Origin of the sequence: Streptomyces sp. V3I7, from assembly GCF_030817495.1 — a bacterium.
In the GTDB taxonomy this organism is placed as follows: Bacteria; Actinomycetota; Actinomycetes; order Streptomycetales; family Streptomycetaceae; genus Streptomyces.
On record NZ_JAUSZK010000001.1, the window covers coordinates 3936376 to 3960636 of the forward strand.

At 68.5% G+C, this 24261-nt stretch carries 22 protein-coding genes, 1 tRNA gene and 1 pseudogene; 20 read left to right on the forward strand and 4 right to left on the reverse strand.

The genetic code is table 11. From position 1 onward, the window contains the following. The first annotated feature begins 49 nt into the window (after window positions 1–49). The 4 genes from rpmG (at window position 50) to QFZ74_RS18480 (ending at window position 2378) form a co-directional block, all read left to right on the forward strand. Window positions 50–214, forward strand: coding sequence for a 50S ribosomal protein L33 (gene rpmG, locus QFZ74_RS18465; protein ID WP_003948671.1), 165 nt, complete (start codon window positions 50–52; stop codon window positions 212–214). A 154-nt stretch (window positions 215–368) separates the two neighbouring features. Further along, window positions 369–821, forward strand: coding sequence for a MaoC family dehydratase N-terminal domain-containing protein (locus tag QFZ74_RS18470; protein ID WP_307621916.1), 453 nt, complete (start codon window positions 369–371; stop codon window positions 819–821). Between the two features lie 6 nt (window positions 822–827). After that, a complete protein-coding gene (locus QFZ74_RS18475; RefSeq protein ID WP_307621917.1) occupies window positions 828–1256 on the forward strand; it encodes a MaoC family dehydratase in 429 nt (142 codons plus the stop codon). Window positions 1257–1322: 66 nt separating this feature from the next. After that, window positions 1323–2378: a UDP-N-acetylmuramate dehydrogenase gene (locus QFZ74_RS18480; RefSeq protein WP_307621918.1), complete on the forward strand. Its 1056-nt coding sequence runs from the start codon at window positions 1323–1325 to the stop codon at window positions 2376–2378. Window positions 2379–2396: 18 nt separating this feature from the next. On the opposite strand, the gene QFZ74_RS18485 is transcribed toward QFZ74_RS18480, so the two are convergent. After that, on the reverse strand, window positions 2397–3029 hold the full coding sequence (locus QFZ74_RS18485) for an NAD(P)-dependent oxidoreductase (protein ID WP_307621919.1): 633 nt from the start codon (window positions 3027–3029) through the stop codon (window positions 2397–2399). 106 nt (window positions 3030–3135) lie between these two features. Here QFZ74_RS18485 and QFZ74_RS18490 point away from each other — a divergent pair, with 106 nt between their 5' ends. Together QFZ74_RS18490 and QFZ74_RS18495 are read left to right on the forward strand one after the other, a co-directional pair. Then, the gene (locus QFZ74_RS18490) at window positions 3136–3732 is read left to right on the forward strand and encodes a TetR/AcrR family transcriptional regulator (protein WP_307624192.1); all 597 of its coding nucleotides are present in this window, start codon (window positions 3136–3138) and stop codon (window positions 3730–3732) included. 320 nt (window positions 3733–4052) lie between these two features. Beyond that, window positions 4053–4205, forward strand: a complete 153-nt coding sequence (locus QFZ74_RS18495) for a hypothetical protein (protein ID WP_307621920.1) — start codon at window positions 4053–4055, stop codon at window positions 4203–4205. Window positions 4206–4369: 164 nt separating this feature from the next. On the opposite strand, the gene QFZ74_RS18500 is transcribed toward QFZ74_RS18495, so the two are convergent. Together QFZ74_RS18500 and QFZ74_RS18505 are read right to left on the reverse strand one after the other, a co-directional pair. After that, complete coding sequence (locus QFZ74_RS18500) at window positions 4370–5407, reverse strand: adenosine deaminase (RefSeq protein ID WP_307621921.1); 1038 nt, start codon at window positions 5405–5407, stop codon at window positions 4370–4372. Between the two features lie 134 nt (window positions 5408–5541). Continuing rightward, on the reverse strand, window positions 5542–6768 hold the full coding sequence (locus QFZ74_RS18505) for a pyridoxal phosphate-dependent aminotransferase (protein WP_307621922.1): 1227 nt from the start codon (window positions 6766–6768) through the stop codon (window positions 5542–5544). Window positions 6769–7025: 257 nt separating this feature from the next. Between QFZ74_RS18505 and QFZ74_RS18510 the strand changes: the two genes are divergently transcribed. The 11 genes and pseudogenes from QFZ74_RS18510 to QFZ74_RS18560 all read left to right on the forward strand — a co-directional run bounded on the left by QFZ74_RS18510 (window position 7026) and on the right by QFZ74_RS18560 (window position 20594). Beyond that, a tRNA-Trp gene (locus QFZ74_RS18510) sits at window positions 7026–7098 on the forward strand. A 108-nt stretch (window positions 7099–7206) separates the two neighbouring features. Beyond that, the gene (gene secE / locus QFZ74_RS18515; RefSeq protein WP_307621923.1) at window positions 7207–7494 is read left to right on the forward strand and encodes a preprotein translocase subunit SecE; all 288 of its coding nucleotides are present in this window, start codon (window positions 7207–7209) and stop codon (window positions 7492–7494) included. An 80-nt stretch (window positions 7495–7574) separates the two neighbouring features. Then, the gene (gene nusG, locus QFZ74_RS18520; protein WP_307621924.1) at window positions 7575–8402 is read left to right on the forward strand and encodes a transcription termination/antitermination protein NusG; all 828 of its coding nucleotides are present in this window, start codon (window positions 7575–7577) and stop codon (window positions 8400–8402) included. A gap of 246 nt (window positions 8403–8648) precedes the next feature. Then, the gene (locus tag QFZ74_RS18525; RefSeq protein WP_307621925.1) at window positions 8649–9176 is read left to right on the forward strand and encodes a hypothetical protein; all 528 of its coding nucleotides are present in this window, start codon (window positions 8649–8651) and stop codon (window positions 9174–9176) included. Between the two features lie 199 nt (window positions 9177–9375). Further along, entirely contained in the window at window positions 9376–9810 is a 435-nt protein-coding gene (rplK, locus tag QFZ74_RS18530) for a 50S ribosomal protein L11 (protein ID WP_018543896.1), read from the forward strand. 97 nt (window positions 9811–9907) lie between these two features. Then, entirely contained in the window at window positions 9908–10633 is a 726-nt protein-coding gene (gene rplA / locus QFZ74_RS18535; RefSeq protein ID WP_307621926.1) for a 50S ribosomal protein L1, read from the forward strand. Window positions 10634–10733: 100 nt separating this feature from the next. After that, window positions 10734–11177 (forward strand): annotated as a pseudogene (locus QFZ74_RS18540) (DUF1396 domain-containing protein); the annotation flags it as partial. A 284-nt stretch (window positions 11178–11461) separates the two neighbouring features. Further along, complete coding sequence (rplJ, locus tag QFZ74_RS18545; protein WP_307621927.1) at window positions 11462–11992, forward strand: 50S ribosomal protein L10; 531 nt, start codon at window positions 11462–11464, stop codon at window positions 11990–11992. 111 nt (window positions 11993–12103) lie between these two features. Next, window positions 12104–12487, forward strand: coding sequence for a 50S ribosomal protein L7/L12 (gene rplL / locus QFZ74_RS18550; protein WP_307621928.1), 384 nt, complete (start codon window positions 12104–12106; stop codon window positions 12485–12487). A gap of 610 nt (window positions 12488–13097) precedes the next feature. Next, window positions 13098–16583, forward strand: a complete 3486-nt coding sequence (gene rpoB / locus QFZ74_RS18555; RefSeq protein WP_307621929.1) for a DNA-directed RNA polymerase subunit beta — start codon at window positions 13098–13100, stop codon at window positions 16581–16583. Between the two features lie 111 nt (window positions 16584–16694). Next, complete coding sequence (locus QFZ74_RS18560; RefSeq protein WP_307621930.1) at window positions 16695–20594, forward strand: DNA-directed RNA polymerase subunit beta'; 3900 nt, start codon at window positions 16695–16697, stop codon at window positions 20592–20594. A 74-nt stretch (window positions 20595–20668) separates the two neighbouring features. On the opposite strand, the gene QFZ74_RS18565 is transcribed toward QFZ74_RS18560, so the two are convergent. Further along, complete coding sequence (locus tag QFZ74_RS18565; protein ID WP_307621931.1) at window positions 20669–21970, reverse strand: hypothetical protein; 1302 nt, start codon at window positions 21968–21970, stop codon at window positions 20669–20671. A gap of 140 nt (window positions 21971–22110) precedes the next feature. Between QFZ74_RS18565 and QFZ74_RS18570 the strand changes: the two genes are divergently transcribed. The 3 genes from QFZ74_RS18570 to rpsG all read left to right on the forward strand — a co-directional run bounded on the left by QFZ74_RS18570 (window position 22111) and on the right by rpsG (window position 24255). Next, window positions 22111–23118 (forward strand): glycosyltransferase family 2 protein, encoded by a 1008-nt coding sequence (locus tag QFZ74_RS18570; RefSeq protein WP_307621932.1) that lies wholly within the window; start codon window positions 22111–22113, stop codon window positions 23116–23118. Window positions 23119–23410: 292 nt separating this feature from the next. Continuing rightward, window positions 23411–23782, forward strand: a complete 372-nt coding sequence (gene rpsL, locus QFZ74_RS18575) for a 30S ribosomal protein S12 (protein WP_003948652.1) — start codon at window positions 23411–23413, stop codon at window positions 23780–23782. 2 nt (window positions 23783–23784) lie between these two features. Further along, a complete protein-coding gene (rpsG, locus tag QFZ74_RS18580) occupies window positions 23785–24255 on the forward strand; it encodes a 30S ribosomal protein S7 (RefSeq protein WP_003992340.1) in 471 nt (156 codons plus the stop codon). Window positions 24256–24261 lie beyond the last annotated feature (6 nt).

Genomic DNA, 24261 nt, shown 5'->3' on the forward strand with positions numbered 1-24261 from the left:
ACTCTTTCTGCGTTGAACTAGCCCATCCGTTCGTCCTAGGAGCACTCACGTGGCTGCCACCGACGTCCGCCCGAAGATCACGCTGGCCTGCGTGGAGTGCAAGGAGCGGAACTACATCACCAAGAAGAACCGGCGTAACAACCCGGACCGTCTTGAGATGAAGAAGCACTGCCCGCGTTGCAATGCGCACACCGCGCACCGCGAAACGCGATAAATCAGGCTCGTACTTGAGGCCGCCCCCGCAGGTTGGGGGCGGCCTCAAGTCGTTTCATCGGCCCGATCGGACTGGATCTGCTGGATCTGCCCGATCGGCCGGATCACAGGTAGCCGAGACCAGACAGCTGCTGAGACCAGGAGGTGCCGAGCCCATGGCGCTCGACCAGTCCTTCGTCGGGCGGACCTACCCGCCCACCGAGCCCTACGAGGTCGGCCGGGAGAAGATCCGCGAATTCGCCGAGGCGGTGGGTGACACCAACCCGGCGTACACGGATCAGGACGCCGCCAAGGCGCTCGGTCACCCCGACGTGATCGCCCCGCCCACGTTCGTGTTCTCCATCACGTTCCGGGCCGCCGGACAGGTCATCGAGGACCCGCAGCTCGGCCTGGACTACAGCCGCGTCGTCCACGGCGACCAGAAGTTCGCCTACCAGCGCCCGGTCCGCGCCGGCGACCGGCTCACGGTCACCTCCACCATCGAGGGCATCAAGTCCATGGCGGGCAACGACATCCTGGACATCCGCGGTGAGGTGCACGACGAGGCCGGCGAGCACGTCGTGACCGCCTGGACCAAGCTCGTGGCCCGCGCGGCCGAGGAGGCCTGAGCACCGATGACGGCGAAGATCGCTTACGACGACGTCGAGGTCGGCACCGAGCTGCCGGCGCAGACCTTCCCCGTGACCCGCGCCACCCTGGTGCGGTACGCGGGCGCCTCCGGGGACTTCAACCCCATCCACTGGAACGAGAAGTTCGCCAAGGAGGTGGGCCTGCCGGACGTCATCGCACACGGCATGTTCACCATGGCCGAGGCGATCCGCGTGGTCATCGACTGGACCGGCGACCCGGGCGCGGTCGTCGAGTACGGCGTCCGCTTCACCAAGCCGGTCGTCGTGCCCAACGACGACAAGGGCGCCGAGATCGAGGTCAGCGCCAAGGTCGCGGCCAAGCTCGACGACAACACGGTGCGCGTGGACCTCACCGCGATGAGCGACGGCAAGAAGGTGCTCGGCATGTCCCGGGCCGTCGTACGACTGGCCTGAGCGATTCATTTCGGGCGGTACGGGCGAGGGGCGGCCCCGGTGGCGGCGTCTCGTAGTCTTGGGCGCGTGCTGGAACTCCACGACGCCCCCCTCGCCCCGCTGACCACCTTCCGGCTGGGCGGCCCCGCGGCCCGGCTGGTCACCGCCACCACCGACGCCGAGGTGGTCGCCGCCGTCCGCGAGGCCGACGACGCCGGGACCCCGCTGCTGCTCATCGGTGGCGGCTCGAACCTGGTCATCGGCGACAAGGGCTTCGACGGCACGGCCCTGCGCATCGCCACGCGCGGCGTCGAACTGCGCGGCACCACGCTGGAGCTGGCGGCCGGCGAGGTGTGGACCGACGCCGTCGCCCGCAGCGTCGAGGCCGGCCTCGCGGGCATCGAGTGCCTCGCCGGGATCCCGGGATCCGCGGGCGCGACGCCCATCCAGAACGTCGGCGCGTACGGCCAGGAGGTCGCCTCGACGATCACCGAGGTGATCGCGTACGACCGCCGGTCCGGCGAGACGGTCACGCTGCCGAAGGACGAGTGCGCCTTCTCCTACCGCCACAGCCGGTTCAAGGCCGACCCCGCGCGGTACGTCGTGCTGCGCGTGCGCTTCGAGCTGGAGGACGCGGGCGGGCTGTCGGCGCCGGTCAAGTACCCCGAGGTGGCCCGTGCCCTCGGCGTCGAGGCGGGCGACCGGGTGCCGCTGGCCGGCGCCCGCGAGAGCGTCCTGAAGCTGCGGGCCGGGAAGGGCATGGTCCTGGACCCCGAGGACCACGACACCTGGTCGGCCGGGTCCTTCTTCACCAACCCGATCCTCACCGAGGAGGAGTTCGCGGCGTTCCACGCGCGCGTGCGGGAGCGGCTGGGCGACGGCGTGGAGCCGCCCGCCTACGCGGCGGGGGACGGCCGTACCAAGACCTCGGCGGCCTGGCTGATCGACAAGGCGGGCTTCACCAAGGGGTACGGCGCCGGGCCCGCCCGCATCTCCACCAAGCACACCCTCGCCCTCACCAACCGCGGCGAGGCCACCACCGAGGACCTGCTGGCGCTCGCCCGCGAGGTGGTCGCCGGTGTCCGTGAGGCCTTCGGGATCACGCTGGTCAACGAGCCGGTGACGGTCGGCGTCAGCCTGTAGCCCTCGCGTCCCGGCGCCTCAGTACGCCACTCCGACACCCTGCTTCAGCGTCGCCGGGTCGTCGATCATCGCCAGCATCGCGTGGGCCACGTCGGCCCGCGCGATGAAGCGGCCCTTGGGCGGGAAGCCGCCGACGACCGTGCGGTACGAGCCGGTCAGGGGCTTGTCGAGCAGCCGCGGCGGACGTACCGACGTCCAGTCCGTGGCGCTGCGGCCCAGCTCGGCCTCCATCGCGCGCAGGTCGGTGTAGATGTCCTTGAGCACCGAGGAGACGACGCCCATCAGGGCCCGGTCGAGCACGCCGGCGCCCGCCGGCTGGGGCCCGACCGGTGCGGCGCTGACCACCAGCAGCCGTCGTACGCCCTCCGCCTCCATGGCGCCCAGGACCGTACGGGTCAGCCCGGCCGCGACCCCGGCGTCCTTGCGGCTGCGCGCGCCCAGGCCCGACAGGACGGCATCCCGTCCGGCGATGGCGGGGCGCAGCGCCTCGGGGTCGGAGAGGTCGGAGCGGAACACCTCCAGGTTCGCGCCGGTCACGGTCAGCCGGGCGGGGTCGCGGACGACGGCGGTGACCGGGTGGCCGGCGGCGAGGGCCTGGCGGACCAGCTCCTGGCCGATCCCGCCGGTGGCGCCGAAGACGGTGAGTTTCATGGTGTGCCCCATTTTCTGCGGTGGGTGAGTGTTCACTCACCTCGTGGTGGTTCTAGAGTGGGTGAGTACTCACTCACCCGTCAAGGAGACTGTCCGCGTGGAGCCCATGGAGCAGAAACCGGCCCGTGTCCGCATCCTCGACGCCGCGCATGAGCTGATGCTCACCGTCGGGCTCGCCCGCGCCACGACCAAGCAGATCGCCCGGGCCGCCGGCTGCTCCGAGGCCGCGCTCTACAAGTACTTCCCGAGCAAGGAAGAACTGTTCGTCGACGTGCTCTCCGAGCGGCTGCCGCAGCTGAAGCCGCTGCTCGACGGTCTCGCGGCCGAGCCGGGCCGGGGCACGCTCGCGGAGAACCTCACCGAGATCGCCCGCCAGGCGGCCCTCTTCTACGAGCAGAGCTTCCCGATCGCCGCCTCGCTCTTCGCCGAGCCCCGGCTCAAGCGGCGCCACGACGACGCGCTGCGGCAGATGGGCTCCGGTCCGCACCTGCCGATCGAGTGGCTCGCCGCCTACCTCCGCGCCGAACAGACCCTCGGCCGCGTCCGCCCCGACGCCGACCCCTTTGCCGCCGCCTCCCTCCTCCTCGGCGCCTGCAGCCAACGCGCGTTCGCCTACGACGCGACCGAGACGGGCGAGCGCCCGCCGGTGGACGACTTCGCCCCCCGGCTGGCCCGGACGCTGGTGGCGGGCATCGGGGCGTGACGGCCCCGATGCCCGCCAGCCACTCGGCGCCCGCAGCGGGCCGCCTCGCCCCCGCCGGCCCTCATGCGGCGGCTGGCCGTGGGCGACTGTGCCGCCCGGCCGGTGTGGACGCTGGTGTCTGGTGTCGGGGCGCGCCGGCTGCGCGGTGGTGAGGCAGGTGTCCCGCCTGCGGACAGCTCCGCCCGCGCAGCGTCCGGGCCGTCGGCGCCCGCCTCGGCCCGTCGGCCTTCGTGCTGTGGCCGGTCGTGAACGACTGCGTCGCCTGGTCGGCGTGGATGCTGATGGTCGGTATCGGGGCGTGACGGCCAGGCGGTGGTCGTGTGCCAGGTGTCCACGCCCGCGAGCAGCTCCGTCCCCAGGGCCTCCGGGGCGTCGGCGTCAGCCTCGGGCCCGCCGCCCCTCGTGCGGCGGCCGACGTGAACGACTGCGTCGCCTGGTCGGCGTGGATGCTGATGGTCGGTATCGGGGCGTGACGGCCAGGCGGTGGTCCCGAGTGCCAGGTCTCCCCGCCCGCGTCGCGGCTTCGCTCATCCCCAGCGGCGCCGCCTCGGCCCGCTGGCCCTCGTGCCTCGGCCGGCCGTGGGTGACGTTGCCGCCAGGTCGGCGCCGGGCCCGGTGGGTGTAGCGGCGCTGATCGCTATGTGGGGGTGGTCAGCCAGGTGTCCACGTCTGCCAAGAGCTGCGTCTTCTTGTTCTCCGGGGCCGCCGAGCCGCGGATCGACTGGCGGGCCAGTTCGGCCAGTTCCGGGTCCGTGAAGGCGTGGTGTTCGCGGGCGAACTCGTACTGGGCGGCCAGGCGGGAGCCGAAGAGGAGGGGGTCGTCGGCGCCGAGGGCCATCGGGACGCCGGCGTCGAAGAGGGTGCGCAGGGGGACGTCCTCCGGCTTCTCGTAGACGCCCAGGGCGACGTTCGAGGCGGGGCACACCTCGCAGGTCACGCCCCGGTCCGCCAGCCGCTTCAGCAGGCGTGGGTCCTCCGCCGCGCGCACGCCGTGCCCGATCCGGGAGGCGTCCAGGTCGTCCAGGCAGTCCCGTACCGACGCCGGGCCGGTCAGCTCGCCGCCGTGCGGGGCCGCGAGCAGCCCGCCGTCGCGGGCGATCGAGAACGCGCGGTCGAAGTCCCGCGCCATGCCCCGGCGCTCGTCGTTCGAGAGCCCGAAGCCGACCACGCCCCGGTCCGCGTACCGCACCGCCAGCCGGGCCAGCGTGCGCGCGTCCAGGGGGTGCTTCATGCGGTTGGCGGCAACCAGCACGCGCATGCCGAGGCCAGTGTCCCGCGAGGCCGTCTCCACCGCGTCCAGGATGATCTCCATGGCCGGGGTCAGCCCGCCGAGCCGGGGCGCGTACGACGTCGGGTCGACCTGGATCTCCAGCCAGCCCGAGCCGTCCCTCACGTCCTCCTCCGCGGCCTCCCGGACCAGCCGCTGGATGTCCTCCGGCTCTCTGAGGCAGGAGCGCGCCGCGTCGTACAGCCGCTGGAAGCGGAACCAGCCCCGCTCGTCCGTGGCCCGCAGTCGCGGCGACTCCCCGCCGGTCAGCGCCTCGGTGAGCGCCTCGGGCAGGCGCACGCCGTACTTGTCGGCCAGTTCCAGCAGGGTGGCGGGCCGCATCGACCCGGTGAAGTGCAGGTGGAGATGGGCCTTCGGCAGCTCAGAGACATCACGTACACGCTCCATCCCCGGATCCTGCCGTACGTCCCCCTCGTCCCGGAAGCGGATTCCCCGAACGTGGTCTTGCTCGCACAAATGGAGGGGCCGGTCGCCAGGAACGTTCCTGGCGACCGGCCCCTCCGGCAGGCCTCAGGGCGGAGTCAGTCCCGCGCCTCCGCCAGCAGCTTCTGGATCCGGCTCACGCCCTCGACGAGATCCTCGTCACCCAGCGCGTACGACAGCCGCAGGTAGCCCGGCGTGCCGAAGGCCTCGCCCGGGACGACCGCGACCTCGGCCTCCTCCAGGATCAGCGCGGCCAGCTCGACCGTGTTCTGCGGGCGCTTGCCGCGGATCTCCTTGCCGAGCAGGCCCTTGACCGACGGGTACGCGTAGAAGGCGCCCTCGGGCTCCGGGCAGACCACGCCGTCGATCTCGTCGAGCATCCGCACGATCGTCCGGCGGCGCCGGTCGAAGGCCTCGCGCATCTCCTCGACGGCCTTCAGGTCACCGGAGACGGCGGCCAGGGCGGCGACCTGCGCGACGTTGGAGACGTTCGACGTGGCGTGCGACTGGAGGTTGGTCGCGGCCTTGATCACGTCCTTCGGGCCGATGATCCAGCCCACGCGCCAGCCCGTCATGGCGTACGTCTTCGCCACGCCGTTGACCACGATGCACTTGTCGCGCAGCTCGGGCAGCAGCGCCGGCAGCGACACGGAGGCGACGTCGCCGTAGACGAGGTGCTCGTAGATCTCGTCGGTGAGGATCCACAGGCCGTGCTCGGCGGCCCAGCGGCCGATCGCCTCGGTCTCGGCCTCGGAGTACACCGCGCCGGTCGGGTTGGACGGGGAGACGAAGAGGACCACCTTGGTCTTCTCCGTGCGGGCCGCCTCCAGCTGCTCCACGCTGACCCGGTAGCCCGTCGTCTCGTCCGCGACGACCTCGACCGGGACACCGCCGGCCAGCCGGATCGACTCCGGGTACGTCGTCCAGTACGGCGCGGGGACGATGACCTCGTCGCCCGGGTCGAGGATCGCGGCGAAGGCCTCGTAGATGGCCTGCTTGCCGCCGTTGGTGACCAGGATCTCGGAGACGTCGGGCTCGTAGCCGGAGTCGCGCAGCGTCTTCGCGGCGATGGCGGCCTTCAGCTCGGGCAGGCCGCCCGCCGGGGTGTAGCGGTGGTACTTCGGGTTCCGGCAGGCCTCGACCGCGGCCTCGACGATGTAGTCCGGCGTCGGGAAGTCGGGCTCACCGGCGCCGAAGCCGATCACGGGACGCCCGGCGGCCTTGAGGGCCTTGGCCTTGGCGTCCACGGCGAGGGTGGCGGACTCGGAGATCGCGCCGATGCGGGCGGAGACCCGGCGCTCGGTGGGAGGGGTTGCAGCGCTCATGGCGCCATCGTTTCAGACCGCGATCGTGCCGGGCACACTGGTTTCACGGAGTGAACAGCATCGGGTCGATCCGTGAACACGCGTCCGGATCCAGCCCGTGGCCAGGACGATCTTCCGCCCGTGGCACCCCGCGGCCACTTTCTGTTCGACGCCAGGCCGCGGACCACGTACACTCACACCTCGTTGGCCTCCAGCGGCCGCCACGGTCGGTGCACACCGAGCACCCGGCCGGATGCGGTACGTTGGTGGACATACCAAGGGTCGTAGCTCAATTGGTAGAGCACCGGTCTCCAAAACCGGCGGTTGGGGGTTCAAGTCCCTCCGGCCCTGCTACACACACCGCCAGGATGTGTGCGCATGTACGTACAGCTATGCAACGCCGTGCGGCTCAGAACCCCGGGCGCGGCACGGCCACGATCCGGAATCAGGTGAGGACGCATGACGGATGCCGTGGGCTCCATCGACACGCCTGACGCCCAGGATGAGCTGCACGAGTCCAAGAAGAAGCCCCGCAAGGGCGGCAAGCGCGCCAAGAAGGGCCCGCTGAAGCGCCTCGCTATCTTCTACCGCCAGATCATCGCGGAACTCCGCAAGGTCGTCTGGCCGACGCGCCATCAGCTGACGTCGTACACCACCGTAGTGATCGTCTTCGTCGCCGTGATGATCGCCCTGGTGACCGTGATTGACTATGGGCTCAACCACGCGGCCAAGTACGTCTTCGGCTGAGCCAAGAGCGAAGGGCGCCGTGGTACCGGCGCCCCTTTTCGCATGTTCTACCCCTATGTATCCAGGAAGAAGCAGCCATCGTGTCTGACCCGAACCTGAACGACGCCACCGAGCCTCGCGAGAATGCCGCCGAGACGGTGGACGACGAGCTCGACATCGTCGAGGGCGCGGACGAGCAGGACGAGTTCGAGGCTGCCGAGGCCGAGGCGGGGGAGCCGGCCGAGGAGGCCGCCGTCAACGTCGTGGACGAGGTCGAGGTCGAGGCCGTCGAGGAAGAGCCCGCCGAGCCCGTCGACCCGATCCAGGCCCTGCGCGACGAACTGCGCACGCTGCCGGGCGAGTGGTACGTCATCCACACGTACGCCGGCTACGAGAACCGCGTGAAGACCAACCTCGAGCAGCGCGCCGTCTCGCTGAACGTCGAGGACTTCATCTTCCAGGCCGAGGTGCCGCAGGAAGAGGTCGCGCAGATCAAGAACGGCGAGCGCAAGACGATCAAGCAGAACAAGCTGCCGGGTTACGTCCTGGTCCGCATGGACCTGACGAACGAGTCCTGGGGTGTCGTCCGCAACACCCCCGGTGTCACCGGCTTCGTCGGCAACGCCTACGACCCGTACCCGCTGACCCTGGACGAGATCGTCAAGATGCTCGCCCCGGAGGCCGAGGAGAAGGCCGCCCGCGAGGCCGCCGAGGCCGAGGGCAAGCCCGCCCCGCAGCGCAAGGTCGAGGTCCAGGTGCTGGACTTCGAGGTCGGCGACTCGGTCACCGTCACCGACGGCCCGTTCGCCACGCTGCAGGCGACCATCAACGAGATCAACCCCGACTCGAAGAAGGTCAAGGGTCTGGTGGAGATCTTCGGCCGCGAGACGCCGGTCGAGCTCTCCTTCGACCAGATCCAGAAGAACTGAGCGACGCAAGCGCGCTGAGAAGGGCCCCCGGCCTGGCGGTTTCCGCCGGTCGGGGGCCCTTTTCGTGGTCCGCGTTCCGGTGCCGGGCGAAATGAATGTGTCCTGCGCCACAACCATCGGACGGGGTCGCGGGTCTGACCTGATGACCGAAACGTACGGACAGTGATCTTCGCAGGGGTTCATGACTGTTCGCGGTGATGTGCCCTGCTCTGACCGCTGTCGTCCAGAGCTAGGGGGAACCTCCTCATGCGCGCTCGCAGCATCCTCGTCGTGGCGGCGGCGTCCGCCTGTGCCCTTCTCCCGGCGGCCTCCGCCGTGGCCGGCACCGGCCCCGCCCCGTCGCCGCACAAGCAGCACCTGTCCACCCGTTCCACCGCCCCGTCCGCGGCGGGCAACCCTATGAGCCTCAAGGCCCAGGCCGCCGGCGTCTGCACGGACGCCTACCAGATCGGCACCACCGCCTACATCAACCGCGGCGGAGCGCACGTGGCCTCCGTGAAGCAGTTCTACTCGCCCAAGTGCCAGCGCAACTACGGCTACGTGTGGGTGTGGCAGAGCTTCCGCGACAAGATCAAGGACTACGACGTCAGCACCGGTGTCTACAGCTACGCGCGCGACGAGGTCGTGGGCCAGGACTGGTGGAACGCCACCAACGCCCAGGAGTTCTGGTCCCTGCCGGCCGAGACCGTGAAGGAGTGCACCGCCGCCATCGGCTCGCTGCGTGCCCCGGGTGACCCGGTGGCCGGCCAGGCGGTCACGTCCAAGCGCTGCTGACCGGCGCGGGGCGACGCGCCCCCGGAGGGCCCCGACCAGGCCCTCCGGGGGCGCATTACGCGTCCTGGCGGGGGTGCTGAGCTGGGGATTTCACACCCCGGGGCGACAGCGGCTATCGTTGTGCGGTATGCCATCTGCGGGATCATGCATCCGCATAGCGCAGATGGTGACCGACTCTCAGTAAGGACCCGGAGAGAGCATGCCTCCCAAGAAGAAGAAGGTCACGGGGCTTATCAAGCTCCAGATCAACGCCGGCGCGGCGAACCCGGCCCCGCCGGTCGGCCCCGCGCTCGGTCAGCACGGCGTCAACATCATGGAGTTCTGCAAGGCCTACAACGCCGCGACCGAGTCGCAGCGTGGCTGGGTGATCCCGGTGGAGATCACGGTCTACGAGGACCGTTCCTTCACCTTCGTCACCAAGACTCCGCCGGCCGCGAAGATGATCCTCAAGGCCGCGGGTGTCGAGAAGGGCTCCGGCGAGCCGCACAAGACCAAGGTCGCCAAGATCACCGAGGCGCAGGTCCGCGAGATCGCCACCACCAAGATGCCCGACCTCAACGCCAATGACCTCGACGCCGCGTCGAAGATCATCGCCGGCACCGCCCGTTCCATGGGCATCACGGTCGAGGGCTGAACCCCACCTTCGTAGAACCCTGCGGCCTCGGCCGCACGTGGTAGGGCCTGCTCGGCCCGTACACCACGACTCCTCTCAGAACAACACAGGAGCAGTTGTGAGCAAGCGCAGCAAGGCTCTCCGCGCTGCGGACGCCAAGATCGACCGGGAGAAGCAGTACGCCCCGCTCGAGGCCGTCCGTCTCGCCAAGGAGACCTCCACGTCCAAGTTCGACGGCACCGTCGAGGTCGCCTTCCGTCTGGGTGTCGACCCGCGCAAGGCCGACCAGATGGTCCGTGGCACCGTGAACCTTCCGCACGGCACCGGTAAGACCGCCCGGGTCCTGGTCTTCGCGACCGGTGACCGTGCCGAGGCCGCGCGTGCCGCGGGCGCCGACATCGTCGGTGCCGACGAGCTGATCGACGAGGTGGCGAAGGGCCGTCTGGACTTCGACGCCGTCGTCGCCACCCCGGACCTCATGGGCAAGGTCGGCCGCCTCGGCCGCGTCCTCGGCCCGCGTGGTCTGATGCCGAACCCGAAGACCGGCACCGTGACCCCGGACACCGCCAAGGCTGTGACCGAGATCAAGGGCGGCAAGATCGAGTTCCGCGTCGACAAGCACTCGAACCTGCACTTCATCATCGGCAAGACGTCGTTCGACGACACCAAGCTGGTGGAGAACTACGGCGCCGCGCTGGAGGAGATCCTCCGTCTGAAGCCGTCCGCCGCCAAGGGTCGCTACATCAAGAAGGCCGCCATCAGCACCACGATGGGCCCCGGCATCCAGCTCGACCCGAACCGCACCCGCAACCTCCTCGTCGAGGAGGACCCGGCCGCCGTCTGAGCCCCGAGCTCACCCGGTAGCCGCGTCGCGCACGCGATTCAGAGGACGGGCCCCGCAACCTTTCGAGGTGCGGGGCCCGTCCTTGTTTCTGTGGTGGCGGATGAAGTTCGACCTGTCCGCCGCCGGCGCGGACGAGGCGCTGAACGAGCAGCTCAAGGCCGGCCAGGCCGAGCAGAACCCGGCCGCCGAGTCCACCTTCCTGACCGGGTCCAAGGACGTGAAGAAGGTCGGCGAGGAGACCGTCGAGGGCGTCAGGACCACCCACCACCGGGGCACGGTCTCGCTCGACGCCGTGGCCGCCTCGATCAAGGGTAAGAGCAAGGCCGTCCGTGAGCTGCGCGAGAAGAGCGTCGAGCAGTACAAGAAGCTCGGCCTCGACCAGATGGCCATGGACATCTGGATCGACGGCGACAGCCACACCAAGCAGTTCCACATGCGCGGCGACACCGACAAGGGCCCGCTCGACACCACCGTCACCTTCCTCGACATCAACAAGCCGGTGACGGTCAAGGCTCCGCCCGCCAAGGAGATGGCCAAGAGCTGAGCCGTACGGGCGGATTTGCTCGAAGCCGTCCCGTTCCCGTACTCTCCTACAGAAGCCAAAGACCGCTGGTCGTTGCCGCTCCCTCCTCGGGGGGTGCGGTGGCCGAAGGATCCGCTGAACACGCGGACGACCCGCGCAGGTGACTGTGGACAGCTCCTGGAGTTCGCCGCCTCGACGCGTGCGACCAGCCGGTTGAGCTACGCCCCGTGCGCCTGCGCCGGGGCGTTTCGTTTACTCCAGCCCCTTCCGAGCGGTCCCATCACCCGGAAGGAGGCCGACGCTCTATGGCAAGGCCCGACAAGGCTGCCGCGGTAGCCGAGCTCACGGAGCAGTTCCGTAGCTCGAACGCCGCCGTGCTGACCGAGTACCGGGGTCTCACCGTGGCGCAGCTCAAGACGCTGCGTCGTTCGCTCGGTGAAGACGCCCAGTACGCCGTGGTGAAGAACACGCTGACCAAGATTGCGGCCAACGAGGCCGGGATCACCTCGCTCGACGACCTGTTCAACGGTCCGACGGCGGTCGCCTTCATCGCCGGTGACCCGGTGACGTCGGCGAAGGGTCTTCGTGACTTCGCCAAGGAGAACCCGAACCTCGTCATCAAGGGCGGTGTCCTTGACGGCAAGGCGCTGTCCGCCGACGAGATCAAGAAGCTTGCGGACCTCGAGTCCCGCGAGGTTCTGCTCTCCAAGCTGGCGGGTGCCTTCAAGGGCAAGCAGTCCCAGGCTGCTTCGCTCTTCCAGGCGCTTCCGACGAAGCTCGTCCGCACTGTGGACGCCCTTCGCGCCAAGCAGGACGAGCAGGGCGGTGCCGAGTAACTCGGCTCGCTATCTGACCGCCGCCTGAGGCGACGGTCGCAGCGGGCCGATCGTACGCCCGCCTCACATGTACACCCGGCACCAGCCGAATTAGTGGAAGGATCGCCCATCATGGCGAAGCTCAGCCAGGAAGACCTGCTCGCGCAGTTCGAGGAGATGACCCTCATCGAGCTCTCCGAGTTCGTGAAGGCCTTCGAGGAGAAGTTCGACGTCACCGCGGCCGCCGCTGCCCCGGTCATGATGGCCGGCGCCCCGGGCGCCCCGGCCGAGGCCGCCGAGGAGAAGGACGAGTTCGACGTCATCCTCACCGGCGCCGGCGACAAGAAGATCCAGGTCATCAAGGTCGTGCGTGAGCTGACCTCCCTGGGCCTGAAGGAGGCCAAGGACCTCGTCGACGGCACCCCGAAGCCGGTCCTCGAGAAGGTCAACAAGGAGGCCGCTGAGAAGGCCGCCGAGTCCCTCAAGGCTGCCGGTGCGGCCGTCGAGGTCAAGTAAGACCTTCGGAGCCGCTCAGGCTTCCTTGCGCGCTGAACTCGGCCCTGTAGGGCTGTAACGCGAACGCACCGAAGAGCGATCATCCATCCGGGTGGTCGCTCTTCGGCGTTCCGAGGGTCGGGCGGCGGTTGCCTTGCGCCTGTGGCAGCGGGGGGTATGGTGATCTTCGTCGTGCGCTCCAGGGGTGCTGGCGGCAGGCTGGACGTGACGAGCGCGGCACCCGGTTCGGGCAAGGGGGCCTTGACGAACCGCACGCAGCGCGCAATTCTCAGGACGCGTCGTCACAAGGATCCGAATCCGAGGCATGGATCGACGGCGAAGAGGGCAGTATCAACGTGCATTGAGGGCGAGCATGCCGAGGGCGTTGAGAACAACGAGGGTCTCTGAAAACCCGCACTGGACATCAGTGTGCCAAGTGGCTACACTGACCCTTTGCGCTGCCTGTTAGCTGCCCCCTGCCCGTCACCAGGGGCATGCCCTCACTTGAGCACAGTCGACCGGACGTTGCCTGACCTGGCCTTTTGGGCCACATCGGCGACCGTCTGCCGCTGTGCACGAGGGAGGGACCGGTACGCGCGTAGTGAGTCCGAGCCCTCGGAAGGACCCCCTCTTGGCCGCCTCGCGCACTGCCTCGACCGCGAATACGAACAACGGCGCAAGCACCGCCCCGCTGCGCATCTCCTTTGCAAAGATCAAGGAGCCCCTCGAGGTTCCGAACCTTCTCGCGCTGCAAACCGAGAGCTTCGACTGGCTGCTCGGCAACGACGCGTGGAAGGCTCGCGTCGAGCAGGCTCTGGAGAACGGTCAGGACGTCCCCACCAAGTCCGGTCTGGAGGAGATCTTCGAGGAGATCTCCCCGATCGAGGACTTCTCCGGGTCGATGTCCCTGACGTTCCGGGACCACCGCTTCGAGCCGCCGAAGAACTCCATCGACGAGTGCAAGGACCGCGACTTCACGTACGCGGCCCCGCTCTTCGTCACCGCCGAGTTCACCAACAACGAGACCGGCGAGATCAAGTCCCAGACCGTCTTCATGGGCGACTTCCCGCTCATGACGAACAAGGGCACTTTCGTCATCAACGGCACCGAGCGTGTCGTGGTGTCCCAGCTGGTTCGTTCCCCCGGTGTCTACTTCGACTCCTCCATCGACAAGACGTCCGACAAGGACATCTTCTCGGCCAAGATCATCCCGTCCCGGGGTGCCTGGCTGGAGATGGAGATCGACAAGCGCGACATGGTCGGTGTGCGCATCGACCGCAAGCGCAAGCAGTCCGTCACCGTCCTCCTGAAGGCGCTCGGCTGGACCAACGAGCAGATCCTCGAGGAGTTCGGCGAGTACGAGTCCATGCGCGCCACCCTGGAGAAGGACCACACCCAGGGCCAGGACGACGCGCTGCTCGACATCTACCGCAAGCTGCGCCCGGGCGAGCCCCCGACGCGTGAGGCCGCGCAGACGCTGCTCGAGAACCTCTACTTCAACCCCAAGCGCTACGACCTGGCGAAGGTCGGCCGCTACAAGGTCAACAAGAAGCTGGGTGCGGACGCTCCGCTCGACGCGGGCATCCTGACCGTCGAGGACATCATCTCGACGATCAAGTACCTGGTGAAGCTGCACGCCGGCGAGACCGAGACGGTCGGCGACAGCGGCCAGTCGATCGTCGTCGAGACCGACGACATCGACCACTTCGGCAACCGTCGTCTGCGCAGCGTCGGCGAGCTCATCCAGAACCAGGTCCGTACGGGTCTGGCTCGTATGGAGCGCGTCGTGCGTGAGCGCATGACCACGCAGGACGTCGAGGCGATCACGCCGCAGACCCTGATCAACATCCGGCCGGTCGTCGCCTCCATCAAGGAGTTCTTCGGCACCAGCCAGTTGTCGCAGTTCATGGACCAGAACAACCCGCTGTCCGGGCTGACGCACAAGCGTCGTCTGTCCGCGCTCGGCCCGGGTGGTCTCTCCCGTGAGCGGGCCGGCTTCGAGGTCCGAGACGTGCACCCGTCCCACTACGGACGCATGTGCCCGATCGAGACCCCCGAAGGCCCGAACATCGGTCTGATCGGTTCGCTGGCCTCCTACGGCCGGGTCAACGCGTTCGGTTTCGTCGAGACCCCGTACCGCAAGGTCATCGACGGCCAGGTCACCGACGAGGTCGACTACCTGACCGCCGACGAAGAGGACCGGTTCGTCATCGCGCAGGCCAACGCGCCGCTGACGGACGAGCTCCGCTTCGCCGAGAACCGCGTCCTGGTCCGCCGCCGTGGCGGTGAGGTCGACTACGTCACCGGCGAGGACGTCGACTACATGGACGTCTCGCCGCGCCAGATGGTGTCGGTCGCGACCGCCATGATCCCGTTCCTCGAGCACGACGACGCCAACCGTGCCCTCATGGGCGCGAACATGATGCGCCAGGCCGTGCCGCTCATCAAGTCCGAGGCCCCGCTCGTCGGCACCGGCATGGAGTACCGCTCCGCCGTCGACGCCGGCGACGTGGTCAAGGCCGAGAAGCCGGGTGTGGTCCAGGAGGTCTCCGCGGACTACGTCACCACGGCGAACGACGACGGCACGTACATCACGTACCGCCTGCACAAGTTCTCGCGCTCCAACCAGGGCACCTCGGTCAACCAGAAGGTCATCGTCAACGAGGGCGACCGGATCATCGAGGGCCAGGTCCTCGCCGACGGTCCGGCCACCGAGAACGGTGAGATGGCCCTGGGCAAGAACCTGCTCGTGGCGTTCATGCCGTGGGAGGGTCACAACTACGAGGACGCGATCATCCTGTCGCAGCGCCTCGTGCAGGACGACGTCCTCTCCTCGATCCACATCGAGGAGCACGAGGTCGACGCCCGTGACACCAAGCTCGGCCCCGAGGAGATCACCCGGGACATCCCGAACGTCTCCGAGGAGGTCCTCGCCGACCTCGACGAGCGCGGCATCATCCGCATCGGCGCCGAGGTCACCGCGGGCGACATCCTCGTCGGCAAGGTCACCCCGAAGGGTGAGACCGAGCTGACGCCGGAGGAGCGCCTGCTGCGCGCGATCTTCGGTGAGAAGGCCCGTGAGGTCCGTGACACCTCGCTGAAGGTGCCGCACGGCGAGACCGGCAAGGTCATCGGCGTGCGCGTCTTCGACCGTGAGGAGGGCGACGAGCTTCCCCCGGGTGTGAATCAGCTTGTGCGCGTGTACGTCGCGCAGAAGCGCAAGATCACCGACGGTGACAAGCTCGCCGGCCGTCACGGCAACAAGGGCGTCATCTCCAAGATTCTGCCCGTCGAGGACATGCCGTTCCTCGAGGACGGAACGCCCGTCGACATCATCCTCAACCCGCTGGGTGTGCCGTCCCGAATGAACCCGGGACAGGTCCTGGAGATCCACCTCGGCTGGCTCGCCAGCCAGGGCTGGGACGTCTCCGGCCTCGGCGAGGAGTGGGCCAAGCGCCTGCAGACGATCGGCGCCGACGACGTCGCCCCGCGCACCAACGTCGCGACCCCGGTCTTCGACGGTGCCCGCGAGGACGAGCTGGCCGGTCTGCTGGAGAACACCCGCCCGAACCGCGACGGCGACCGCATGGTCCTCCCGTCCGGCAAGGCGCGGCTGTTCGACGGCCGCTCCGGTGAGCCGTTCCCGGACCCGATCTCGGTCGGGTACATGTACATCCTCAAGCTGCACCACCTGGTCGACGACAAGCTCCACGCCCGTTCGACCGGTCCGTACTCGATGATCACCCAGCAGCCGCTGGGTGGTAAGGCTCAGTTCGGTGGCCAGCGCTTCGGTGAGATGGAGGTGTGGGCCCTCGAGGCCTACGGCGCCGCGTACGCCCTCCAGGAGCTGCTGACCATCAAGTCCGACGACGTCACCGGCCGCGTGAAGGTCTACGAGGCCATCGTCAAGGGCGAGAACATCCCGGAGCCCGGCATCCCCGAGTCCTTCAAGGTGCTCATCAAGGAGATGCAGTCCCTGTGCCTCAACGTGGAGGTGCTGTCCTCGGACGGCATGTCCATCGAGATGCGCGACACCGACGAGGACGTCTTCCGCGCTGCGGAGGAGCTCGGTATCGACCTGTCCCGGCGCGAGCCGAGCAGCGTCGAAGAGGTCTGACGGGAGTCCGGTACGGGGGCTCGGTCCCGCAAGGAACTGAGCCCCCGGCCGGCCCCAGGACCCCCAGTTTCAGACCCCATGACTTACAACCCTGAGAGGGATTGACGCATAGTGCTCGACGTCAACTTCTTCGACGAGCTCCGGATCGGTCTGGCCACCGCTGACGACATCCGTCAGTGGAGCCACGGCGAGGTCAAGAAGCCGGAGACCATCAACTACCGCACGCTCAAGCCCGAGAAGGACGGACTCTTCTGCGAGAAGATCTTCGGTCCGACCCGGGACTGGGAGTGCTACTGCGGCAAGTACAAGCGTGTCCGCTTCAAGGGCATCATCTGTGAGCGCTGTGGCGTCGAGGTCACGCGCGCCAAGGTGCGCCGTGAGCGGATGGGCCACATCGAGCTTGCCGCTCCCGTCACCCACATCTGGTACTTCAAGGGCGTTCCGTCGCGGCTGGGCTACCTGCTCGACCTCGCCCCGAAGGACCTCGAGAAGGTCATCTACTTCGCGGCGTACATGATTACGTACGTCGACGAGGAGCGCCGTCAGCGCGACCTGCCCTCGCTGGAGGCCCACGTCTCCGTCGAGCGCCAGCAGATCGAGAACCGCCGCGACGCCGACCTCGAGGCCCGCGCCAAGAAGCTCGAGACCGACCTGGCCGAGCTCGAGGCCGAGGGTGCCAAGGCCGACGTGCGCCGCAAGGTGCGCGAGGGTGCCGAGCGTGAGATGAAGCAGCTGCGTGACCGTGCGCAGCGCGAGATCGACCGTCTCGACGAGGTGTGGAACCGCTTCAAGAACCTCAAGGTCCAGGACCTCGAGGGCGACGAGCTGCTCTACCGCGAGCTGCGTGACCGCTTCGGCACGTACTTCGACGGCTCGATGGGTGCCGCGGCGCTGCAGAAGCGCCTGGAGTCCTTCGACCTCGAGGAGGAGGCCGAGAAGCTCCGCGAGATCATCCGCACCGGCAAGGGCCAGAAGAAGACCCGTGCGCTGAAGCGGCTGAAGGTCGTGTCCGCCTTCCTGCAGACCTCCAACAGCCCCAAGGGCATGGTCCTCGACTGCGTCCCGGTCATCCCGCCGGACCTGCGTCCGATGGTGCAGCTGGACGGTGGCCGCTTCGCGACCTCCGACCTGAACGACCTGTACCGCCGTGTGATCAACCGCAACAACCGTCTGAAGCGCCTGCTCGACCTGGGTGCTCCGGAGATCATCGTCAACAACGAGAAGCGCATGCTTCAGGAGGCTGTTGACGCCCTCTTCGACAACGGTCGTCGTGGTCGCCCGGTGACGGGTCCGGGTAACCGCCCGCTGAAGTCCCTCAGCGACATGCTGAAGGGCAAGCAGGGTCGTTTCCGTCAGAACCTGCTCGGTAAGCGTGTGGACTACTCCGCGCGTTCCGTCATCGTCGTCGGTCCGCAGCTGAAGCTGCACCAGTGCGGTCTGCCCAAGGCCATGGCGCTGGAGCTCTTCAAGCCGTTCGTGATGAAGCGCCTGGTCGACCTGAACCACGCGCAGAACATCAAGAGCGCCAAGCGGATGGTCGAGCGCGGCCGCACGGTCGTGTACGACGTCCTCGAAGAGGTCATCGCCGAGCACCCGGTTCTGCTGAACCGTGCTCCCACCCTGCACCGCCTCGGCATCCAGGCCTTCGAGCCGCAGCTGGTCGAGGGCAAGGCCATCCAGATCCACCCGCTCGTCTGCACCGCGTTCAACGCGGACTTCGACGGTGACCAGATGGCCGTGCACCTGCCGCTGTCCGCGGAGGCGCAGGCCGAGGCCCGCATCCTGATGCTGTCCTCGAACAACATCCTCAAGCCCGCCGACGGCCGTCCGGTGACGATGCCGACCCAGGACATGGTCCTCGGTCTGTTCTTCCTCACCACCGACGGCGAGCTGCGTGACGTCAAGGGCGAGGGCCGGTCCTTCGGCTCCACCGCCGAGGCGATCATGGCGTTCGACGCGGGCGAGCTCTCGCTGCAGTCGGCCGTGGATATCCGCTTCCCGGTGGGCACCATCCCGCCGCGCGGCTGGACCCCGCCGGCGCGCGAGGAGGGCGAGCCCGAGTGGCAGCAGGGTGACTCGTTCCGTCTGCGCACCACCCTGGGCCGCGCGCTCTTCAACGAGCTGCTGCCCGAGGACTACCCGTTCGTCGACTACTCGGTCGGCAAGAAGCAGCTCTCCGAGATCGTCAACGACCTCGCCGAGCGCTACCCCAAGGTCATCGTGGCGGCGACGCTCGACAACCTGAAGGCGGCCGGCTTCTACTGGGCGACCCGTTCCGGTGTCACCGTCGCCATCTCCGACGTCGTCGTTCCCGAGGCGAAGAAGGAGATCGTCAAGGGCTACGAGGCCCAGGACGAGAAGGTCCAGAAGCAGTACGAGCGCGGTCTGATCACCAAGGAAGAGCGCACTCAGGAGCTCATCAACATCTGGACCAAGGCGACCAACGAGGTCGCCGAGGCGATGAACGAGAACTTCCCCAAGACGAACCCCATCTTCATGATGGTTGACTCGGGTGCCCGAGGAAACATGATGCAGATGCGGCAGATCGCCGGTATGCGTGGTCTGGTGTCGAACGCCAAGAACGAGACGATCCCGCGTCCGATCAAGGCGTCCTTCCGTGAGGGTCTGTCCGTGCTGGAGTACTTCATCTCCACGCACGGTGCCCGTAAGGGTCTCGCGGACACCGCCCTGCGTACCGCGGACTCGGGTTACCTGACCCGTCGTCTGGTGGACGTCTCGCAGGACGTCATCATCCGCGAGGAGGACTGCGGCACCGAGCGCGGCCTCAAGCTCCGCATCGCGGACCGCGGTGAGGACGGCGTGCTGCGCAAGGCCGACAACGTCGAGACCAGCGTGTACGCCCGTGCGCTGGCCGAGGACATCACCGTCGACGGCAAGGTGCTGGCCCCGGCCAACACCGACCTCGGCGACGTCCTCATCGACGAGCTGGTCAAGCACGGCGTCGAGGAGGTCAAGACCCGCTCGGTCCTGACCTGCGAGTCCGCCGTCGGCACCTGCGCGATGTGCTACGGCCGTTCGCTCGCCACCGGCAAGCTGGTCGACATCGGTGAGGCGGTCGGCATCATCGCCGCCCAGTCCATCGGTGAGCCCGGTACCCAGCTGACGATGCGTACCTTCCACACCGGTGGTGTGGCCGGTGACGACATCACCCAGGGTCTGCCCCGTGTCGTCGAGCTCTTCGAGGCTCGTACGCCGAAGGGTGTCGCCCCGATCTCCGAGGCCTCCGGCCGCGTGCGGATCGAGGAGACCGAGAAGACCAAGAAGATCGTCATCACGCCGGACGACGGCAGCGACGAGACGGCGTACCCGATCTCGAAGCGCGCCCGACTCCTGGTCAGCGAGGGCGAGCACGTCGAGGTGGGCCAGAAGCTCACCGTGGGTGCCACCAACCCGCACGACGTGCTGCGCATCCTGGGTCAGCGTGCCGTCCAGGTCCACCTGGTCGGCGAGGTCCAGAAGGTGTACAACTCGCAGGGTGTGTCGATCCACGACAAGCACATCGAGATCATCATCCGGCAGATGCTCCGCCGCGTGACGATCATCGAGTCCGGCGACGCCGAGCTGCTGCCCGGCGAGCTGGTCGAGCGCTCGAAGTTCGAGCACGAGAACCGTCGTGTGGTCACGGAGGGCGGTCACCCGGCCTCCGGTCGTCCGCAGCTCATGGGTATCACCAAGGCCTCGCTGGCGACGGAATCCTGGCTGTCGGCCGCCTCCTTCCAGGAGACGACCCGAGTTCTGACGGACGCGGCGATCAACGCCAAGTCCGACAGCCTCATCGGCCTCAAGGAGAACGTCATCATCGGTAAGCTCATCCCGGCCGGTACGGGTCTGTCCCGCTACCGCAACATCCGGGTCGAGCCGACCGAGGAGGCCAAGGCCGCCATGTACTCGGCCGTCGGCTACGACGACATCGACTACTCGCCGTTCGGCACGGGCTCCGGCCAGGCCGTTCCGCTGGAGGACTACGACTACGGTCCGTACAACCAGTAAGCGAGCGATCGCATGAAGGGCGGTCACCCCGTGTGGGGTGGCCGCCCTTCGGCGTTCGCGCTGCGTGACGCGGGCTACGGAATGCCCAACTCGAAGATGATGTAGTGCGCGTACCAGCCCGAGGCCACCGCGGCCGTGGCGAAGAACACGGTCAGGGCGGGCCACTTGAGCCGGCTCATCGCCGCCGCGGGGGCCAGCAGGAGCGGGAAGGCGGGCAGCAGGTAGCGCATGGTGTTGCCGAACATCTGCTGGGTGCCGAGGACGGCGATGACGCTCGCCAGGGTGTAGGCGACCAGCACCAGCGGCGGCCGTTTGCGCAGCATCAGGACGATCAGGAACGGCAGTGCCAGCACCAGTTGGACGGAGAGCAGGTCCGGGGTGCCGAAGGCGAAGAGGTAGTCGTGGTGGCCGATCGCCTGGTTGCCCAGTACGTCCAGGGTGTAGGCGCCGAAGTCGAAGTAGTGCGCCCAGCCCTCGCGTTGGAGGATGAAGTACGCGGTGGGCTCACCCGTGCTCAGTCCGATCCAGGCGATGTAGGCGAGCAGACCGAGCGGGGCGATGACCATGGCGAGCACCGGCCCGCGTACGCCGTGCTCCCGCCTGCTCTGCGGCCGGGCGAGCGTCACCAGGGCGGCGAGCCCGACGGCGCCGATCAGCGCGGCGGAGGTGGGGCGGTTGAGCCCGGCGAGGAAGGCGAGGAGGCCGGCCGCGACCCAGTTCCGGGTCATCACGAGGTAGCAGGTCCACGCGGCGAGGGCGATGTACAGGGACTCCGAGTACACCGCCCACTCCACGCCGGCGGCGGGCGCCACGGCCCACAGGCCGGCGGCGATGGTGCCGGCCCGGGCGCCCGCGAGCAGGCGGACCACGGCGAAGATCCCGGCGGCCGCGAAGAACGACGCGACGACGGAGACGGCCATCGCGGATCCGTACAGGTCCAGCCCGGTCAGCCGGGAGACCATCCGGATCAGCGTCGGGTACAGCGGGAAGAAGGCCACCGAGTTCTGCTGGACCGTGAACACGCCGCCCGGGGCGAGGTCCACCAGCCGCGGCTGGTAGCCGTTCTGGGCGACCTGGAGGTACCACCAGCCGTCCCAGGTGCCGAGGACGTCCCACCAGTGGGTGCCGCCGCCGAACCGTGCCGGTCTGCGGTGGTAGTCACCGGCGCTCTCCAGCAGGACGGCGAAGACCAGGAGGCCGACGAGCTTCGCGACGCCGTACAGGGCGAGCGGAGGCAGATACGGGCGTACGGCGGGCGGCAGGGTCAGGCGCCGGCCGTCGCGCGGCCCGCTCTCCCGTCCCTGTCCCTTTGGGAGGCCGTCCGGCGGCGTCGCCGCCTCGGCTCCGGTGTCCGTGTTTCTGGCAGTCGCGCTCATCGGCGGGCGCCCCCTGTTCCCCCCACGGCTCCCCAGCCGCCCCGGGCCGAAACGGATCTGGAGGGACTGTGAGCTTTCTGTCATACGATCGCACCAGAGTCGCATATCTGTGCGCGGCCGGGGGGCCAGGGGAGGGCAACGTGCGTGAGGTTCCGGAGCCGACGACCGTGCTGTCGGTCGTCGTACCCATGTACAACGAGGAGGCGGCACTGCCCGCACTGGTCTGCCGGCTGCGGCCGGTGCTGTCGGACCTGGGCGTGCCCTACGAGCTCGTCGCCGTGGACGACGGCAGCAGCGACCGTACGGCCGAACTGCTCGCCGCCTTCCGGACGGGCTGGCCCGAACTGCGCGTGATCGCGCTGCGCCGCAACTCCGGCCACCAGGCCGCCCTCACCGCGGGCCTGGACCGGGCGGTCGGCGCCTACGTCGTGAGCCTGGACGCCGATCTCCAGGACCCGCCCGAGAAGATCCCGGAGATGCTCGAACTGGCCCGCGCCGAGGGCCTCGACATCGTGTACGGCGTCCGCGCCGACCGCAGCAGCGACACCCGGTTCAAGCGCTGGACCGCGGGCGTCTACTACCGGCTGATGCGCCGGCTCGCGGGTCACTCGGTGCCCGCGCAGGCCGGGGACTTCCGGCTGCTGAGCCGCGCCGCCGTGGACGCCCTGAAGGAGCTGCCGGACCAGCAGCGGGTGTACCGCCTGCTCGTGCCCTGGCTGGGCTTCCCGAGCGGCGAGGTGACCTACGAGCGCGCCCCGCGCTCCGCGGGCACCACCAAGTACCCCCTGAGCCGGATGATCCGGCTCACCGTCGACAGCGTCACCGGCTTCTCAGCCGCGCCGCTGCGGCTCGCCACCTGGCTGGGCACCGGCGCCTTCCTGATCTGCCTGGTGCTGCTCGTCTACACCCTCGGCGCCTACGCCCTGGGCCTGACGGTGCCCGGCTGGACCTCGCTGTTCACCGGCGTGGTGTTCATCGGGGCGGTCCAGCTGATCTGCCTTGGGCTGCTCGGCGAGTACGTCGCACGGATCTACACGGCCGTGCAGAACCGGCCCACGTACTTCGTCGGCCACGACTCGGCGGAACCCCGGGCGGGCCGCGTACCGGCGCCGACTGCCGCGCGTGAGGACGTGCTGACGCGGGAGTGAACCGGGCCCTCCACCGCAGTGGGTCATTCGGTGCAATCCGGTCGGGGCCCCTGGTCTCGCCCATTTGTTTTGACCGCAGCGAATGCGGTAGGTACGCTCAGACCTTGTGCCTGGGGTGTGCCCTGGCTCCCGTGCGTGCCTTCAAACCGCAGGGCGAGCTGACACCGGCCACCGCGATCCGCGCCCTTCCTCCCTCGCGGCGGAGGTTTGCCGGATCCGACACACCCGACCGCGTGGGTCGGCGATGTTCCAGGTTAGCTGTACCTATCGGCACACAGAAACCGGAGAAGTAGTGCCTACGATCCAGCAGCTGGTCCGTAAGGGCCGGCAGGACAAGGTCGAGAAGAACAAGACGCCCGCACTCGAGGGTTCCCCTCAGCGTCGTGGCGTCTGCACGCGTGTGTTCACGACCACCCCGAAGAAGCCGAACTCGGCCCTGCGTAAGGTCGCGCGTGTGCGTCTGACCAGCGGGATCGAGGTCACCGCTTACATTCCGGGTGAGGGACACAACCTGCAGGAGCACTCCATCGTGCTCGTGCGCGGCGGCCGTGTGAAGGACCTGCCGGGTGTTCGCTACAAGATCATCCGCGGCTCCCTCGACACCCAGGGTGTCAAGAACCGCAAGCAGGCCCGCAGCCGCTACGGCGCCAAGAAGGAGAAGTAAGAATGCCTCGTAAGGGCCCCGCCCCGAAGCGCCCGGTCATCATCGACCCGGTCTACGGTTCTCCTCTGGTGACCTCCCTCATCAACAAGGTGCTGCTGAACGGCAAGCGCTCCACCGCCGAGCGCATCGTCTACGGCGCCATGGAGGGTCTGCGTGAGAAGACGGGCAACGACCCGATCATCACGCTGAAGCGCGCGCTGGAGAACATCAAGCCGACCCTCGAGGTCAAGTCCCGCCGTGTCGGTGGTGCGACGTACCAGGTTCCGATCGAGGTCAAGCCCGGTCGCGCCAACACGCTCGCGCTGCGCTGGCTGGTCGGTTACTCGCGCGCCCGTCGCGAGAAGACCATGACCGAGCGTCTGCTCAACGAGCTTCTCGACGCCTCGAACGGCCTCGGTGCGGCCGTGAAGAAGCGCGAGGACACCCACAAGATGGCCGAGTCCAACAAGGCCTTCGCGCACTACCGCTGGTAGTCGCTA

Excerpts from the sequence above, each read along its gene's own strand:
- rpsG (WP_003992340.1), top strand. The coding sequence starts at position 23,785 with ATGCCTCGTAAGGGCCCCGCCCCGAAGCGCCCGGTCATCATCGACCCG.
- QFZ74_RS18490 (WP_307624192.1), top strand. The coding sequence starts at position 3,136 with ATGGAGCAGAAACCGGCCCGTGTCCGCATCCTCGACGCCGCGCATGAG.
- rplL (WP_307621928.1), top strand. The coding sequence starts at position 12,104 with ATGGCGAAGCTCAGCCAGGAAGACCTGCTCGCGCAGTTCGAGGAGATG.
- QFZ74_RS18470 (WP_307621916.1), top strand. The coding sequence starts at position 369 with ATGGCGCTCGACCAGTCCTTCGTCGGGCGGACCTACCCGCCCACCGAG.
- QFZ74_RS18525 (WP_307621925.1), top strand. The coding sequence starts at position 8,649 with ATGCGCGCTCGCAGCATCCTCGTCGTGGCGGCGGCGTCCGCCTGTGCC.
- rplJ (WP_307621927.1), top strand. The coding sequence starts at position 11,462 with ATGGCAAGGCCCGACAAGGCTGCCGCGGTAGCCGAGCTCACGGAGCAG.
- QFZ74_RS18485 (WP_307621919.1), bottom strand. The coding sequence starts at position 3,029 with ATGAAACTCACCGTCTTCGGCGCCACCGGCGGGATCGGCCAGGAGCTG.
- QFZ74_RS18500 (WP_307621921.1), bottom strand. The coding sequence starts at position 5,407 with ATGGAGCGTGTACGTGATGTCTCTGAGCTGCCGAAGGCCCATCTCCAC.
- QFZ74_RS18475 (WP_307621917.1), top strand. The coding sequence starts at position 828 with ATGACGGCGAAGATCGCTTACGACGACGTCGAGGTCGGCACCGAGCTG.
- rplK (WP_018543896.1), top strand. The coding sequence starts at position 9,376 with ATGCCTCCCAAGAAGAAGAAGGTCACGGGGCTTATCAAGCTCCAGATC.
- secE (WP_307621923.1), top strand. The coding sequence starts at position 7,207 with ATGACGGATGCCGTGGGCTCCATCGACACGCCTGACGCCCAGGATGAG.
- QFZ74_RS18565 (WP_307621931.1), bottom strand. The coding sequence starts at position 21,970 with ATGAGCGCGACTGCCAGAAACACGGACACCGGAGCCGAGGCGGCGACG.
- QFZ74_RS18505 (WP_307621922.1), bottom strand. The coding sequence starts at position 6,768 with ATGAGCGCTGCAACCCCTCCCACCGAGCGCCGGGTCTCCGCCCGCATC.